Raw genomic sequence first — 15,755 nt, 5'->3', positions numbered from 1 at the left:
ACAGCGAGGCCGGCACGCCACATTCGTCCGTTCGACGGTGCACGTCCGGGTGGTGCGCGCATTAGGCTCCGCCTCCATGATCGAGGACGACGCGCCAGCCGATCCGGTCGCCTCGCGCCGCCCGGCCTACCTGGAGGACCTGGCCGGCGGTGTGGATCGGTTCTTCGAGCCGCGCCGCACCAGCTGTCCGTGGTGTGGCTCCGAGGCCCTTCGTGGCCGGTTGCGCACGACCGACCTGCTGCTGCACAAGCCGGGCCGGTTCGGGCTCGACGAATGCCGGGACTGCGGGCACGTCTTCCAGAACCCCCGGCTGAACCCGGCCGGGCTCGAGTTCTACTACCGGGACTGCTACGACGGGCTCGGCGAAAAGAACATGTCCGGGATGTTCGAAAGCAACCGGGCGGGTTATCGCTCCCGGGCCGAGCTGGTCCGGGACATCGGCGTATCGGGTGAGTGGCTCGACGTCGGCATGGGACACGGGCATTTCTGCAAGGAAGCCGCCGCGGTGCTGCCCGGCGTCAAGTTCGATGGTCTCGACCTCGGCGAAGGGGTGGAGCTGGCGCGCCGGGAGGGCTGGATCCGTACCGGCTATCGGGGCTTCTTCGTGGACTTGGCCGAGGAGCTCGCCGGGCGCTACGACGTGGTCAGCATGTACCACTACCTGGAACACACCGCGGAACCGAAGCGGGAGCTGGCGGCCGCGATGGCGGTGTTGCGGCCAGGTGGGCTGCTGGCGATCGAGCTGCCCGATCCGGAATGCCGCTGGGCGAAGCTGCTGGGCCGGTGGTGGATGCCCTGGCTGCAGCCCCAGCACCTGAACCTGATGCCGATCGGCAACCTCCGCGCGGAGCTCGCGGACCGCGGATTCACGGTGGTCGCCGAGCAGCGTGCCGAGCCACATGACGCGATCGACGTGCTGGCCGCCTCGATCATGGCGGTCAACGCCCTGACCATCGCCGGGGAGGACCTTCCGTGGCGGGACGCGCCGCCGGCGCGGTGGCGGCGGATCCTGCGCAAGGCCACGTTCATCGCGTGCGTGCCGTTGTTCGTCCTGGCCTCGGCGGCGGACCGGATCAGCGCGCCGTTCGGCCGGCGGCGCGGGTGGTCCAACGCGTACCGGGTGGTGGCCCGCCGGGATGCCGCATAGCGTGCCTCGCGTTTCTGCTCAGCGCGCCGGCCAACCCGTTCATACACGTCTACTCCGTGAACATGGTCAGCGACCGAACTCGGCCGAAGCGGCGGGCGGCCAGGTCTTCGTGGCGGATCAGGAAGCGGCCGACGTGTACCTGGTCCTCCAGCTGGAACTGGGCCAGCGGTATCCACTCGCTCATCAGCCGGGTGGTCTCCTCCTCCACGAGCCGGTCGCGGTTCGGTACGTCACGCGCGATCGAGTCCTCCGCCATGCCGTACTCGGCGTTTTCGCCGATACCCAGCTCCATCGAATAGCCGCCGAGGTAGAGGTCGGCGCCCGTCGTCACCTGCGGCCAGAGCTCCTTGACCAAGGTGCGGAGGTCTTCGAGGTGGGCGGTGTCGCCCACCTGCAGCTGGACGACCTCCGACTCGAACTCGAGGTTCTCCGGTTCGTCGAACCAGCCCGGCATCTCCGGCTGGACCAGAGCGACAAGGTCGGACCGCGGCCGGAGGAAACCCGATTCGAACCAGTCTTCGTCGTGGGGCGGTGGCTGTTCCACCTGCACGGTGGCGGTGCCGGCCGGAATGTGGACGACCCGGGCGAACTCGTGCTCGTCGTGCGCGTGCAGAGCGTGCTCGTGCGCCAGGAAGAACAGGAGCGACCCGTCCGCCGGGAGCTCGAGGCCGTCGGCCCGCGGCAGCTTCGCGCAGTCCAGCGAGGCGATGAACGGAAGCGGCAACCGGCCCAGGCCGCTGATGTCGGCGTGCGGCCATTCCGTGCCGACCGGCAGGCGGGGCAGCCCGCCGTTCTGTCCGACCACGCCACCGTGCCGCTCGGCCGATCCGATGCCGTACCGGTTGGCATTGCACACCCAGATCGCCACCCGGAGGAAGCGGCCGATCCGGTCGGCCGCTTCGGCCGGGATGCCGCGCTCGATCGCCGTACCCCGCAACTGTTCGAGATGGTTCATGGCCGAGCACTCTCGCACATCCGCCGCCATGTCCATCACCCTGACCGCTCGAGTGGCGGCTCAGCCCAGCACCGTGCCCGAGTTCGCGGTGTTTCGGTTGCGCTTACGGGAAAACGCACCCAGGTCGATCTCCAGGCCGGTGCGCGGGGCCCGGAACCGGACGGGCACCATGTCGTGGTCGGCGCCGTTCTCCACCTGGTTGATCAGCTCCGTCATCAGCTGCCCCACGACCGGTGCGTTCTTGAACTGGTTGCCGCTCGTTCCGATCGCGACGTAGAAGCCCTCGAGTTCGGTGCGGTCGTAGATCGGCGTCCAGTCGTCCGCGACGTCGTAAACGCCCACCACGCCGCGCGCCCGGTTGGGCACCGCCAGGTTGGGCAACCGCCGCGCGGCCCGTGTCACCTGAGCCTCGAAGACCGCGGCCGTCGGGTGGATCTCGATCGTGTCCGGGTCGTCGGTCCACTGCAGCGGATCGCACTCCGGTTCCGTTCCGCCGACGAGCAGGTCCCCTCCGGTTTCACCGCGGAAATAGGTGCCCAGGTCCATGTCCGCCACCACCGGCCCGCCATAGCCTTCCCGGACCGGCACGTGCGCCACTTCCTGCCGCATCGGGCGCACCCCGACCGTGAAGTCGGAACCCACGCCGGCCAGCCGATTCAGCGCTCCCGACCACGGACCGGCCGCGTTGACCACGACGGCGCAGGGAATCCGGGTGCCGTCCGACAGCCGCACCGACGTCACGCGGCCGCCGGCCTTCTCCACCGCTGTCACCGTGCTGCGGAAGCGGAACTCCGCCCCGCACGCCGAGGCCGCGGCGGCGAGGTTCACGGCGGCGAGGCTCGGGTCCGAGACGTAACCGGCATCCGGGGTGTACACGCCACCGAGCGATTGTTTCGCGTCCTCCCAGAATTCCTCGTCGTCGAGGCGCTTCGGCGGCCAATAGCGGCCGGCGTCGATACCCGGAACGCGCTCGGCCAAGGTCGCGCTGTCCCATTCCTCGTAGGGGACACCGATCTCGTCGAACAACGGAAGCCATGACGCACGCGGCGCCGCCTCGACGTCCAGCATGACCAGCCCGCTCTTGCGGAACACCGCGAGGTCGCCGACGTCGTGCCCGAGGTGCTCGGCCCAGTCGAGCCAGCCGAAGTGCGCCTCCCACGCCGTCGCCACCCCGGCGGTGGTGGAGAAGTTGAACCGGACGATCGCACTCGATGCCGAGGTCGACCCCTGCCCGGCCCCTGGGGCCCGATCGAGCACGATCACCCGGCGCCCCGCCCGGGCGAGCTCGAGGGCGATCGACGAACCGATCACCCCGGCCCCGATCACGACCACCTCGGCGCTCGGGCGCTCACCGGGCACGGCAGGTCCTGAGGTAGCTGAGGAACGAGGCCTGCAGGCCGGTCACGTGCGTTTCGCGCAGGACCGCGCTGGTGACGGCGCCGCCGCGGGCGGTCAGGCGGTGCAGGACGGTGGCCGCGTTCTTCGTGAGGTTCTGGTAGACGGCCAGGTCGCCGAGTAGCTCTCGGTCGTTGAGGGTCAGGTGAAGCTTGGTGGCGGGCAGGCTGTCTCCCATTTCCTGGAGCATCGCGAAGACCTGACTGTCTTCACCGACGACACCGGGGCTACCCGCTCCGATGCTCTCGAAGAGCGTGTTGCCGGTGAGCCAGGTGTAGAGGCTGAAGAGTCCGCCGTAGGAGTAGCCGAAGAGGCCGTGACCGCTCGCGGCCGTGCCGTAGTCGCGTTCGATCCGCGGGTGCAGTTCCGCGGTGAGGAAGGCCAGGAACGCATCGGCCTGGGTGTCCTTCAATTCGGCGAGGTAGGCGTCGGCTTCCTCGCGGCTCATCGCGCCTGTCCGGATTCCCGTCTCCACGGCGTCGACGAACTCCCGGGCGATGGGCTCGCCGGGCGGCACGAGGTCCCTGTTGCGCAGCCGTGCCCAGTGCTGGGCGTCCTCGCCCGCGTAGCCGACGCTGACCTGGAGGTAGGGCCGGATCTGCTGCATGGGGTCTTTCTGGGTGACGATGAGCGGGGCCGTCATGCCCACGGCCCAGTTGCCGTCGAGCACGTACACGGCCGGCGCCGGCGCCGTGGCGGGGTCGTAGCCCGGTGGCGTGGTGACCCAGACGCCGTAGTCGTGCCCGCCGCTGGAACGCAGCTCGAAGTAGTCGGTGTCGGCGAGGCAGCCCTGCCACATGGTGCTCATCGGAGGTCCTTCACAATTCGGCCGCCCTGGAGAACGAGGACGGCATTGGCGGGATCGGCGAACAGCTCCGGGTCTTCGACCGGGTTGCCGTTCCACAACACGAGGTCGGCCTGCGCGCCGGGAGCGATGACACCGACTCGGCCGGACAGGCCGAGGATCTCGGCGTTGGTCTTGGTGGCCGCCACGAGAGCGTCCATCGGCGTTTCGAGCTTCGCGCGCAGCCTGAGCTCTTCGCCTCGGCGGTCCTGGGCCGGGCCGATGAGATCGGAACCCAGCCCGATCCGGACCCCGGCCTCCTTGGCGACCGCGAGCGCTTCGGTCATCCGCTCACGAACACCCAGCACCCGATCGCGGGTGGATTCGTCGAGGCCCGCGCCGGCGGTGTCGTGCAGCAGTTGCTCGACGACGGCGAACGTGGGTACGAGGGCGACGTCACGAGCGGCCATCAGGATGGCCGTGGGTTCGTCGAGGTCGGTGCCGTGCTCGACGCAGCGCACCCCGGCCTCGACGGCGTTGCGGATGCCGTCGTTGTTGTGGGCGTGCACCGTCACGTAGGTGCCCCGCGCCGCGGCTTCTTGTACCGCGACGGCGATCTCCTCGACGGTGAACTGGGTGTCGGTCAGCCGGTCGTGCGCGCCGACCACGCCGCCGGTCACGCAGAGCTTCAGGAAGGAGGCTCCGCGGCGGAAGGCCTCGCGCACGTTGCGCCGCAGCTCGTCCGCGTTGCCGGACATCATGGACAGCGCGCACAGGCCGGGGAGGTGGTGGCTGCTCCACAGCTCGGTGGGTTCCCAGTCGGCTCCGTAGTAGCCGTGGCCGCCGATCTGGCACTGGACCGGTCCGCACGACAGGACGCGCGGCCCCCTGACCTTGCCTTTCGCGATCGTGGTGACGAGGCCGCCGTCGACCCCGCCGGTGTCCCGGACGGTGGTGAAGCCGGCGTCGAGCGTCGCGCCGGCCGTGGCGAAGATGTCCGCCGCGAGCTCGGCGGCGCTGATCCGGAACGAGAACTGCGGCTGGATCGGGCTCGACAGGCCCAAGTGGACGTGCGCGTCGATCAGGCCGGGCGTCATCGTCAGGCCTGCGGCATCGAGGCGCTCGCCGTGGGCACCGGAGGCGCCGACCCGGGTGATGTGCCCGTCTTCGATGCTGACGTCGACGTCGACCGGGTCGCGACCCGATCCGTCGACGACCGTCGCACCGACCACTTGAGACCGTCCCACGAGTCGTTCCCTCCGCTGGCGCCGGCTGCGACCATGTGTGCGCAACACGGCGCTTCTTTTCCAATGGATAAACTGTGGGAGTGATCCTGTCAAGCACGGAACGCAACGGCGACGCCCGCGAGCGGCTCCTGGCCCGGCTTCTCGACGCCTTCGACGAGGGCCTTCCCGCACCGGAGGTGTCGCTGCGTGAGGTCGCCGCCAGGGCCGAGACCAGTCACGCCCTGTTGCGATACCACTTCGGGTCACTCACGGGGGTCCTGGCGGCCATGCTCGAGGCACAGCGATCTCGGGACAACGAGTCACTGCTCGAGGTCGCCCGGCAAGGCTCCTTCGACGACCTCGTCATGGCGATCTGGCGGGCCTACACGCGCCCGGAGCAGCTGTCGCGGGTCCGCGGGTTCTTCCACGTCGTCGGACTGGCCGCGTACAGCCCGGAGGACTTTCGCGAGTTCATCGACTCACTCGACGACCTGACCAAGATGCTGGCCTCGCTCGCGGAACGCGAAGGGCTCGACAGTCGGGAAGCGCTGACTTTGGCCACGGTCACCATTGCCGCGATGCGCGGCCTGCTCTTGCAGAAGGTGCTGGCGCCGGCAGTCCACTCGGAGGACGCGGTCGCCTTGATCCTGCGCATGCGCAAAGACCGATCCGGTTGACGGGAACGCCCGGGGCTTTGAGCGGGTGGCCGCTTTTCGCCGCCATCTGGGCCCTCTCGCGGCGCCGGTCGATCGGCCGCCGGATCTCCCAGGCGAGCGGCGCTTTGTCGACCGCGCTCAGCCGCCAAGTGCCGCCCGATATTCCTTCGCCTGGTCCGGTGTCAGGAGCCGCGATACCCGCACCAGCACGCCGCCCTTCACGTAGTCGTATTCGCCGACCGCGGGCAGCCCCTTCGCGATCGACTGGATGAAGTCCATTCGCGCCTTCGCTCCCGCCTCGTCCGCGTACACCTCCACGGAGCCGCCGCGTTCTACCGCGTCCTCATTCAGGTACTCGACGTCGTCGGCCTTGACGCGCGAGTCCGAGAACGCCGTCTTCGACGTGTAGCCGTTCGGCCGGCCGAGCAGGTGGTTCGGGTCGTCCGCCGCGGTGTAGGTCTTGAACAGCTTCACCGTGGGGATCTTCTCGGTGAGCGTCTTCGTGACGTCGTCGGCGGACTTCGGGCCGCTGGCGGCCTCGGCTGGGGCGACGACACCGGCCGAGTCGGTCGCCGTGGGCGCGCCGTCTGAGCTGCCGCACGCGGCCAACGAAAGCGCGACCGCGGAGACGCCAACGGCGAGAACGGTACGGCGGATGATCACGAACCCCTCCAACGTGACGATGGTCGACGCCGGTATGTCTCGCCGAGCGGATCTTGTGTTACGGCAAGCAATGAACTCGTTACCGTGGCGCTCAGGTGTCCGCGGCCAAGGGGCGATGCCTTGCCCCAGGCGCCGACCATGATTACCGAACGTCCTACTCCGCCTGGCGAACCCTGACGACGACCTTGCCCTTGACGTGTCCTTCGTCGACATACGCCATGGCCTCATTCGTCGACTCGAAGGGAAAGACCCGGTCCACGACCGGCTCGATGACGCCGTCGTCGATGAGGGAGGTGATCTCGCGAAGCTGGGATCCACTGGCGCGCATGAACAAGAACGAGTAGTCCACCCCGCGGCGCTCGGCCGCCGTCCGGATTCCGTGGCTGAGCACGCGCGTTGCCGGGCGGAGGATCCACGGCTTTCCCATCTCCCGGGCGAAGTCCGGGTCGGGCGGGCCGGAGAGGGAGATGAGCTTGCCGCCGGGTTTCAATACCCGTAGGGACTTCTTGAGCGCCTCGCCGGCCAAGCTGTGCAGGACCACGTCGTAGTCGTGCAGGACGGTTTCGAAGTCGTCCTTGCGGTAGTCGATCACGATGTCCGCGCCGAGGCGCTCGACCAGACCCGCGTTCGCGGTGCTCGTGGTCGTGGCCACGGTCGCGCCGAGGTGCTTCGCCAGCTGGATCGCGAACGTTCCCACGCCGCCGGAACCCGCCTGGATGAAGACCTTCTGCCCCTTCCGCAGGTGGGCCAGTTCGATCAGCGCCTGCCAGGCGGTGAGGCCGACAAGGGGAACCGATGCGGCTTCCTCCATCGTGAGGCGCTCCGGTTTGCGGGCCAGGTCGTCTTCGTGGACGGCGATGAACTCCGCGAAAGTGCCGATCCGGTCCTTGTCCGGGCGCGCGTAGACCTCGTCGCCGGGCTTGAACTCGCGTACGCGGGCCCCGACGCGGGCCACCACCCCGGCGACGTCGTTGCCCAGGACGAACGGGGGCCGGTAGGGGAGGACGAGCTTGAACTCGCCGTCCCTGATCTTCGAGTCCAGGGCGTTGACGCCGGCGGCGTGGACCTCGACCAGCACGTCGTGTTCGCCGACGATGGGCTCCGGGACGTCGCCGGCCCGGAGGCCATTGCCCTTCTCGTAACGATCGACGATGAACGCCTTCATGTCAGCCACCTGCCTTTGAATTATGATCATAATACAATATGGCGCGGTGGAGCGGGTGGCAAGAGCTTGGTCAAAACTTGGATTATGATCGTACTAACATGAGGGAACCGGTCCGGTGAGTGGAGGCGCGCGTGGTGCGGTACGCGAAAGAGCACAAGCAGGTGACGCGGCAGCGGATCATCGAGGCGGCCGGGCGCCGGCTCAAGCGCGACGGGATCGACGGCTCCGGGGTCGCCACGCTCATGAAGGACGCGGGCCTGACCAACGGTGCCTTCTACGCCCACTTCGAATCGAAGGAAGACCTGGTCGCCACCGCGGTCTCCGAGCAGCTGCGCGGCCAGCGCGAGTGGCTCACCTCGTTCCCGCCCGGCCGTGACGGTGTCGAGCAGATGGTGCGCACCTACCTCTCGCCCGAGCACCGCGACAACCCCGAGGAAGGCTGCCCGTCCGCCGCGCTGCTGGACGAGATCAGCCGCTGCGCGGATCCGACGAAGGAGACCTATACCACCAGCGTGGTGGCCGTCATCGACGACATCGCCGCCCGGCTGGCGCCGCACGACCCGCCGTCGGCGCGCACCAAGACCCTCGGCATCTACGCCCTGATGGTCGGGACCCTGCAACTCGCTCGTGCTCTGGCCGACCGGCAGCTCTCCGACGACATCCTGGAGCAGGGGATCCGCAACGCGCTGACGGTGCTGGACGCGCCCGGGAGCTGACCGGCCGCCGGCCGGTTCCGGCGACGTCGTCGCGCTCAAGCTGACCATCGAGTTCGTAAGGCCGCTTGCACCGCTCATAGAATTATGGTCATAATATAAAGCATGACGACGTACTCAGCCGACACCCTCGAGAACCACACCACCGCCGGCCCCTCCGCGGTCTTCACCTACCGCCGCACCGGTCCGCGGGGTGGTGTGCCGCTGGTCCTGCTCATGCGGTTCCGCGGCACCATCGACTGGTGGGACCCGGAGTTCGTCGACCGGCTCGCCACGGACCGCGACGTCATCCTGTTCGACAACGTCGGCATCGGGTACACCGGCGGCGAGCCGCGTGACACCGCCGAGGGCTTCGCCGACGGGGCGATCGAGTTCGTCGAGTCACTCGGGCTGCCGCGGGTCGATCTGCTCGGCTGGTCGCTCGGCGGCATCGTGGCGCAGCTGGTCGCGCTCCGCCGGCCCGGTCTCGTGCGCAAGATCGTCGTCGCCGGCAGCAGCGGGCCGGGCGTCGCGCCCGGTACCCCGGCGATGGGCGAGCGCGTGCTGTCCATCATGGCCAAGCCGGACGCGGACGCCGAAGACCTGCTCCACCTCTTCTACCCGGAAACCGAACCGGCCCGCGCCGCCGGGCTCGCGCACCTCGCGAAGGTCGCCAAGCGCCTGGAGGCGGGTGGTCCCGCGGTCACCGAGGACGCCGCCCAGGGGCAGCTCGCCGCCGTGGGACGCCTCCTGGCCGTGGAGTGGGCGCAGCTGAAGTCCCAGCTGCGGGCGATCGGCCGGCCGGTCCTGTACGCCAACGGGATCCACGACGTGATGATCCCCGCCATCGGCTCCTACAAGGCGGTCGAACAGGTCCCCGACGCCACGCTGGTCCTCTACAGCGACGCCGGGCACGCCTTCTTGTTCCAGCACATCGACGAGTTCGCCGCCCAGGTCGACCTCTTCCTCGGCAAGTGACCGAAAAGGACAAACCATGAACAGCGGCCAAGACGTCGTTTCGTCCTATCAGGACGCCCCGACCCGCACCGTCTCCGCCGGCGGTGTCGACTTCGCCTACCGCGAGCTCGGCCCGAAAACCGGTGTCCCGGTGGTCTTCCTGACCCACCTGGCCGCGGTCCTCGACAACTGGGACCCGCGCGTCGTCGACGGCATCGCCGCGCACCACCGGGTCATCGCCTTCGACAACCGAGGTGTGGGCGCCACCACCGGCACCACCCCGAAGTCGATCCAGGCGATGGCGGCCGACGCCGTCACCTTCACCCGCGCGCTCGGCCTGACGAAGGTCGACCTCCTCGGCTTCTCGATGGGCGGCATGATCGCCCAGGTGATCGTCCAAACGGAACCGGAGCTGGTCCGCAAGCTGATCATCGCCGGCACGGGCCCCGCCGGGGGCGAGGGCATCAAGAACGTCACCAGGATTGCGAACCTCGACACCGTCCGGGCGCTGCTGACCCTCCAAGACCCGAAGCAGTTCCTCTTCTTCACCCGGACGCCGGACGGGAAGCGGGCGGGCAAGGAGTTCCTGGCGCGCTTGAAGGAACGCCGGAACCACCGCGACAAGCCGATCGCGCCGAGGGCCTACGTCGCCCAGCTCAAGGCCATCCACCGCTGGGGCCTGGAAAAGCCGGCCGACCTCTCCGTCGTCCACCAGCCCGTGCTGGTCGCCAACGGCGACCACGACCGGATGGTGCCGACGAAGAACACCCACGACCTGGCCCGCCGCCTGCCCGACAGCGAACTGGTGATCTACCCCGACGCCGGCCACGGCGGCATCTTCCAGTTCCACGACCGGTTCGTCGGCAAGGCCTTGGAGTTCCTCGGGCGCTAGCGCCCCCGGCTACGCCGGCGCCCGCGTCCCCGGCCGGCTCGCCACCGCGCGCCGACCTGCTCGCCAGCTGGCCGGCCAGCTGCCCCGAAGGCCCCGGCCCGGCGGCTCCTTCGGGTGCGCCGCCGGGGTGCGGGAAAATATCTTCGGGGGCGTGTCGATCCGCGAGCCGCCCGTTCGACCAGAGGGCGCACGGGCCGGAGCCGGCCCGGCGGACGAGGAGACCGAGATGTCGAAGTACATGCTGATCATGCGGGGCACCGACGAGTCGAACGCCGCCATGATGGCGAACATCGACGAAATGATGGCCACCAGCCGCCAGTTCATCGACGACCTGTTCAAGTCCGGTGTCTACGTCGCGGCCGAAGGGCTGGACGATCCCGCCAAGGGCGTCGTCGTCGACTTCGGCGGGGAGACGCCCGTGGTCACCGATGGGCCCTACGGGGAGACCAAGGAACTCTTCGGCGGCTTCTTCCTGATCGACGTCGCCTCGAAGGAAGAGGCGGTCGAGTGGGCCAAGCGGGTTCCCGCGGCTCCGGGGGCCAAGGTCGAGGTGCGGCGGGTGCCCGGCAGCGACGAGACCCCGCACTGATCCGATGAGCACCCTCGACGTGGAAGCCGTCTGGCGGATCGAGTCGGCGCGGATCGTGGCCGCGCTGACCCGGTTCACCGGGGATTTCGGGCTGGCCGAGGACGCCGCCCAGGAGGCGGTGGCCGAGGCGCTGGTGTCGTGGCCGCTCGACCCGCCCGCCGATCCGGCCGGCTGGCTGATGGCCACCTCCCGGCGGCGGGCGATCGACGCGATCCGCCGCCGGGTCGCCCTCCGGGACCGCTACGCCGTGCTGGCGACCGATCCGGCCGTCGGCGCGGCGGCCGGGCCGGCGGCCGTCGAAGACGTCGACCCCGACCGGATCGACGACGACGTGCTCGCGCTGATGTTCGTCAGCTGCCACCCGGTGCTCTCGCCCGAGGCCCGGGTGGCGCTGACGCTGCGGGTCGTCGCCGGCCTGTCGAGCCAGGAGATCGCCCGGGCGTTCCTGGTTTCAGTGCCGACCGTGCAGGCCCGCATCACCCGCGGCAAGAAGACGATCGCGGCGGCCGGGGTGCCGTTCGAGCTGCCGCCACCCGCCGAGCGCCGGGAGCGGCTGGGCGGCGTGCTCAGCGTCCTCTACGTGATCTTCACCGAGGGGTCGACGGCCACTTCGGGTGACCGGCTGGTGCGCCCGGAGGTGGCGTACGAGGCGATCCGGCTGGCCCGCACGCTGGCCGCGCTGCTGCCGGACGAGCCGGAGGTGCACGGCCTGCTCGCCTTGTGCGAGCTGACGGCCGCGCGCTTCCCGGCCCGGACCGCCTCCGACGGTTCGCCGGTCCTGCTCGAGGACCAGGACCGGCGCCGCTGGGACGTCTCGGCGATCCACCGTGGGCTGGCCGCGCTGGCCAAGGCTTCCGCGGGCGGCGGCCTCGGCCCGTACGGCCTGCAGGCCGCGATCGCGGCCACGCACGCGGCGGCGCCGTCGGTCGAGGCGACCGACTGGGAGCGGATCGTGGTGCTCTACGAGGCGTTGGGCCGGGTCGCGCCCTCGCCGGTGGTCGAGCTCAACCGGGCCGTCGCCGTGGCCATGGCTTCGGGACCGGAGCAGGCGCTGGCCATCGTGGACGAACTGGTCGTCGCCGACCGGCTCTCCGGTTCGCACCTGGTCCCGACCGTGCGCGGCGAACTGCTGGCCCGCCTCGGCCGGCGCCCGGAGGCGCGCGCCGAGCTGGAGCTGGCCGCCCGGCTGTGCGCCAACGAGCGGGAACGCGCGGTCCTGCTGCGCAAGGCGGCCGAGCTGGACTGACGGCGTCGACCGGTCAACCCGGCAAGTCCCGCCGAGGTTCGTCCCGGTCGGTCGTGTACCGGAATTCCCGCAGGGACACGGTTCCGGCGAGGGCTTCGACGCCGATCATGCGGCCGGTGAAGCCGGCCGCGACCTCCGTGGACAGGTAGCGGCCGTCGAACGCGCCGAGGACCTGCGCCCGGTCGTCCTCGCCGAGCACGGACAGCTCGACCAGGTCCGGCTCGGTGACCTCCTGGAACGGGCCGGAAGCGGGAGGCCGCAGCGCCCGGATGCGCAGCGAGACGACGGAACAGGCCGCGACGGTCGTGACCACTTCGCGAGCGGGGCCGATGGCGAGCGTGGCCGTGACGGTGCCGCCGCCGGCCGTGAGGCCGTACCAGTGCCGGTCATCGATGCGCACGACGAACATGGCGGTGCCCCGGGAAACGTCGAGGCGCGCCACCGCCGTCCACTGTTCGTCGAGGGCCCGGGTCAGCAGCGGACGCCCCGCCGCCAGGACCAGTTCGCCCGGCCCCGCCCAGCGGGTGAAGGTCTCGGGCCCGGCGCCGGGGGCCACCCAGCGCGGGTGCAGCTCGGCGCTCGCGAAGCCGTCCGTGAAGCTGTGATCGGCCGGCTCGACCGGGAACCGGCCTTCGGCCACGACCGGCCAGCCGTCGACCCAGTCCACGCCGGCCAGGAAGGTTTCGCGGCCGTTGACGTGGAACTGGGGGGTCTTGCCGCGGGGCCGGACGCCCAGGTGGACCATCGCCCAGCTGCCGTCGGCGCACTCGACCAGGTCGGCGTGCCCGGTGTTCTGCACCGGGTGCGTCGTGCTGCGGTGGGTCAGGATCGGGTTCGTGGGCGCCGGTTCGTACGGGCCCGCCAAGCTGCGGGCGCGCGCGATGGTGACGGCGTGGCCGCGTTCGGTGCCGCCTTCGGCGAGCAGCAGGTACCACCAGCCGTCGACGCGGTACAGGTGCGGACCCTCCGGCGCCGCCAGGCCGGTGCCGTTCCACAGCAGCCGCGGCTCGCCGAGCACCGCTCCCGTGGCCGGGTCGACCGGCACGCTCGCGATGCCCCGCAGCTCCGGCCGGAACGACGCCCAGGTGAGGTGGCAGACGCCGGCGTCGTCCCAGCAGAGGTCCGGGTCGATGCCGTCGGTGCCCGGCACGTGCACCGGGTCGGACCACGGACCGGCCGGGTCCTCGGCGGTCACGATCAGCTGCCCCCGGCCGGCTTCGAGGATGTTCGTGGTGACGAGGTGGAACCGCCCGTCGTGGTGCCGCAGGGTCGGGGCGAAGATGCCGGTGTTCGCGGCGCCCTCGCTCGGCGGCAGCTGGCTCGGCCGGCTCAGCGCGTGCCCGATGAGCTCCCAGGAGACGAGGTCGGTGCTGCGCCGGATCGGGACGCCCGGCACGTACTCGAAGCTCGAATTCGCCAGGTAGTACGTGCCGCCGACCCGGCAGATCGACGGGTCGGGGTGGAATCCCGGAACGATCGGGACCGTCATCGGCGTCTCCTCACGGGTGCCCGCCGCGGGGATGGCGGCGGCGGGCACCCGTGCCGGGGTGCCCGGGGTCAGGCGTTGCAGGTCTTGTTGCGGTTGATGCAGTTGACGAGCTGGTTCATGATGCTCTGCGACATCACGTTGGCGAAGTCGTCGTGGTCCGACAAGGGATTGTGCTTTTCGGACGGGAACGAGTCCACTTTGTACTGCTTCTTGACCTGGATGTCGTGCGGGATGTCGTAGACGAGGGTGATCCGCAGCTGCGGCACCGCCTTGAAGCCCGCGGCGCAGCGGCCGGCCTTGTCCGGGAACACGATGTGCGTGCGGTGGTTGGCGCTGTCGGTGTTCTTGCCGTCCCAGCAGCTCGGGAAGTTGTGGATCCGCTCGACCTTGCTGCCCTCGGGGCAGATCGGGTACTTGTCGGTCAGCCGGTTTTCGAAGCCGGTGCAGGTCCACGCCGCGCGGGTGTTCTTGGCGCCGTTGATGGAGGGCTTGGCGTCACCGGTGAGGGCCCGCAGGAACTTCGGCATCGCGACGACCGGGCCGGCCGCGCTGCCGCGGAAGGTGATCCCGACCTTCGCCGGGCGCTGGATCGCCCCGTCGTTTTCCGGCAGCTCGTTGTTGGCGTCCGGGCCGGGCAGCGGCGGTGTCGCCGTCGCACCGCCGTTGTTCCCGGTGTTGCCACCGTTGTTGCCGCCCTGGCCGAGGCTGCAGGGGGCGAGGGCGTCGAGGCCCTGGGGTTTGGCGGCGGTGCGGCCGATGGCGATGGCCATCCGGTCGATGGTGGCGACGCGCTTGTCCTTGAGCGGGCCGAGGATGGCGTTCTGGACGAAGTTGGGGCCACCCTGGCCCTGGGTGGTCACGAGCCGCTGGTTCGCCTCCTGGATCTGCGTGTTCAGCAGCTGGAGGTTGCGGTCCACTTCGGCCTTGGCCGAGGCCGGGACGGCGGGGAGCTTGCTCGCGACGTCCGGGCAGGTGATCTGCTGGGCCGCGCCGGCGGGGGCGCCACCGCCGTTGCTCACGGGGTTGCCGCCGGTGCCGGCCTGCTCCTTGAGCGCGCAGGGGGCGAGGGCGTCGAGGCCCTGGGGTTTGGCGGCGGTGCGGCCGATGGCGATGGCCATCCGGTCGATGGTGGCGACGCGCTTGTCCTTGAGCGGGCCGAGGATGGCGTTCTGCACGAAGTTCGGTCCGCCCTGGCCCCGCGTGCTGATCAGCCGCTTGTTGGCCTCGTCGATCTGCGTGTCGAGCAGGTCGAGGTTGCGGTTCACCTCGGCCATCGCCGAGTCGGGGACGTCGGGGAGCTTGCTGGCGACGTCCGGGCAGGTGATCACCGGGGACGCGGCGTCCTGGGCCGCCTGGTCGCGGTCGCCGTCGGGCGACTTCGCCGGCGGGTTCTTCTCTTCGTCACCGGTGTCGATGCGCACCACCGGCCAGAAATAGGCGGACTTGTCCCCGTTTTTGCAGGTGGTCCCGGCGGCGTCGAGGCTCTTGTTGTTCGAATCCGCGTTCGACGAGAGGTTGCCGACGTAGTCGTGCAGGTGCTGGGCGCCGTTGCGGATGCCGGGCTGGGCGACGAAGTTGTCCGGGTTGAAGTGCTGGTTTTCGTTGCGGCCGCAGTTCACGGTGAAGGTGCCGGTGGACGCGCCGCGGGCGTTGGCGGGCTCGGCGTTGTTCGGGGCGACCTTGAGGATGTCGATGTAGAGCGCGGGGTCGGCCTCGTCGGCGCTGGCCTGGCCGGGGTCGCCGAACGTCGTCGACACCGCGATCCCGCCGGCGGCGACGGCCAGCGCGAGGACACCGGTGGCGATCTTGGTTCGTCGGGAGATGCGGTGCTTTCCGGTGTTTCCGGGCATGAAGGGACTCCGATGGGTTCAAAGGGAAGAGATTCCACTGGCCCGACAC

General features: G+C 70.1%; 15 protein-coding genes. 7 read left to right on the top strand and 8 right to left on the bottom strand.

Features of this window, described 5'->3' with window-relative positions; translation table 11 throughout:
- Window positions 1-76 precede the first annotated feature (76 nt).
- On the top strand, window positions 77-1,147 hold the full coding sequence (locus AB0F52_RS45300; protein WP_360184718.1) for a class I SAM-dependent methyltransferase: 1,071 nt from the start codon (window positions 77-79) through the stop codon (window positions 1,145-1,147).
- 49 nt (window positions 1,148-1,196) lie between these two features.
- On the opposite strand, the gene AB0F52_RS45295 is transcribed toward AB0F52_RS45300, so the two are convergent.
- The 4 genes from AB0F52_RS45295 to AB0F52_RS45280 are packed head-to-tail and all read right to left on the bottom strand — an operon-like array spanning window position 1,197 to window position 5,528.
- Window positions 1,197-2,102 carry a DUF1963 domain-containing protein gene (locus tag AB0F52_RS45295; RefSeq protein ID WP_360184716.1) on the bottom strand — a complete coding sequence of 302 codons (906 nt, stop codon included), beginning with the start codon at window positions 2,100-2,102 and terminating at the stop codon, window positions 1,197-1,199.
- Window positions 2,103-2,162: 60 nt separating this feature from the next.
- Window positions 2,163-3,461 (bottom strand): FAD-dependent oxidoreductase, encoded by a 1,299-nt coding sequence (locus AB0F52_RS45290; RefSeq protein ID WP_360184714.1) that lies wholly within the window; start codon window positions 3,459-3,461, stop codon window positions 2,163-2,165.
- Window positions 3,451-4,305: an alpha/beta hydrolase-fold protein gene (locus tag AB0F52_RS45285; protein ID WP_360184711.1), complete on the bottom strand. Its 855-nt coding sequence runs from the start codon at window positions 4,303-4,305 to the stop codon at window positions 3,451-3,453. The genes AB0F52_RS45290 and AB0F52_RS45285 overlap by 11 nt, the downstream gene beginning before the upstream one ends.
- Window positions 4,302-5,528, bottom strand: a complete 1,227-nt coding sequence (locus tag AB0F52_RS45280) for an amidohydrolase family protein (RefSeq protein ID WP_360184709.1) — start codon at window positions 5,526-5,528, stop codon at window positions 4,302-4,304. The genes AB0F52_RS45285 and AB0F52_RS45280 overlap by 4 nt, the downstream gene beginning before the upstream one ends.
- 80 nt (window positions 5,529-5,608) lie before the next feature.
- Between AB0F52_RS45280 and AB0F52_RS45275 the strand changes: the two genes are divergently transcribed.
- Window positions 5,609-6,184 carry a TetR/AcrR family transcriptional regulator gene (locus AB0F52_RS45275; protein ID WP_360184706.1) on the top strand — a complete coding sequence of 192 codons (576 nt, stop codon included), beginning with the start codon at window positions 5,609-5,611 and terminating at the stop codon, window positions 6,182-6,184.
- A 117-nt stretch (window positions 6,185-6,301) separates the two neighbouring features.
- Here the strand turns inward: AB0F52_RS45275 and AB0F52_RS45270 are convergent, their stop codons facing one another.
- Together AB0F52_RS45270 and AB0F52_RS45265 are read right to left on the bottom strand one after the other, a co-directional pair.
- Entirely contained in the window at window positions 6,302-6,826 is a 525-nt protein-coding gene (locus AB0F52_RS45270) for a hypothetical protein (protein WP_360184704.1), read from the bottom strand.
- A gap of 154 nt (window positions 6,827-6,980) precedes the next feature.
- Entirely contained in the window at window positions 6,981-7,991 is a 1,011-nt protein-coding gene (locus AB0F52_RS45265; protein WP_360184701.1) for an NADP-dependent oxidoreductase, read from the bottom strand.
- 131 nt (window positions 7,992-8,122) lie between these two features.
- Here AB0F52_RS45265 and AB0F52_RS45260 point away from each other — a divergent pair, with 131 nt between their 5' ends.
- The 5 genes from AB0F52_RS45260 to AB0F52_RS45240 all read left to right on the top strand — a co-directional run bounded on the left by AB0F52_RS45260 (window position 8,123) and on the right by AB0F52_RS45240 (window position 12,367).
- The gene (locus AB0F52_RS45260; protein ID WP_360184698.1) at window positions 8,123-8,707 is read left to right on the top strand and encodes a TetR/AcrR family transcriptional regulator; all 585 of its coding nucleotides are present in this window, start codon (window positions 8,123-8,125) and stop codon (window positions 8,705-8,707) included.
- A gap of 102 nt (window positions 8,708-8,809) precedes the next feature.
- Complete coding sequence (locus AB0F52_RS45255) at window positions 8,810-9,661, top strand: alpha/beta hydrolase (protein ID WP_360184695.1); 852 nt, start codon at window positions 8,810-8,812, stop codon at window positions 9,659-9,661.
- Window positions 9,662-9,677: 16 nt separating this feature from the next.
- Window positions 9,678-10,532, top strand: coding sequence for an alpha/beta hydrolase (locus tag AB0F52_RS45250; RefSeq protein ID WP_360184693.1), 855 nt, complete (start codon window positions 9,678-9,680; stop codon window positions 10,530-10,532).
- A 226-nt stretch (window positions 10,533-10,758) separates the two neighbouring features.
- Entirely contained in the window at window positions 10,759-11,121 is a 363-nt protein-coding gene (locus AB0F52_RS45245) for a YciI family protein (RefSeq protein ID WP_360184690.1), read from the top strand.
- Between the two features lie 4 nt (window positions 11,122-11,125).
- On the top strand, window positions 11,126-12,367 hold the full coding sequence (locus AB0F52_RS45240; protein WP_360184687.1) for a sigma-70 family RNA polymerase sigma factor: 1,242 nt from the start codon (window positions 11,126-11,128) through the stop codon (window positions 12,365-12,367).
- Between the two features lie 13 nt (window positions 12,368-12,380).
- On the opposite strand, the gene AB0F52_RS45235 is transcribed toward AB0F52_RS45240, so the two are convergent.
- On the bottom strand, window positions 12,381-13,856 hold the full coding sequence (locus AB0F52_RS45235; protein ID WP_360184684.1) for a family 43 glycosylhydrolase: 1,476 nt from the start codon (window positions 13,854-13,856) through the stop codon (window positions 12,381-12,383).
- Window positions 13,857-13,924: 68 nt separating this feature from the next.
- On the bottom strand, window positions 13,925-15,706 hold the full coding sequence (locus AB0F52_RS45230; RefSeq protein WP_360184682.1) for a DUF1996 domain-containing protein: 1,782 nt from the start codon (window positions 15,704-15,706) through the stop codon (window positions 13,925-13,927).
- Window positions 15,707-15,755: the final 49 nt, after the last annotated feature.

Source organism: Amycolatopsis sp. NPDC024027 (genome assembly GCF_040638975.1).
In the GTDB taxonomy this organism is placed as follows: domain Bacteria; phylum Actinomycetota; class Actinomycetes; order Mycobacteriales; family Pseudonocardiaceae; genus Amycolatopsis.
This window is presented reverse-complemented; position numbering and strand designations above follow the sequence as displayed.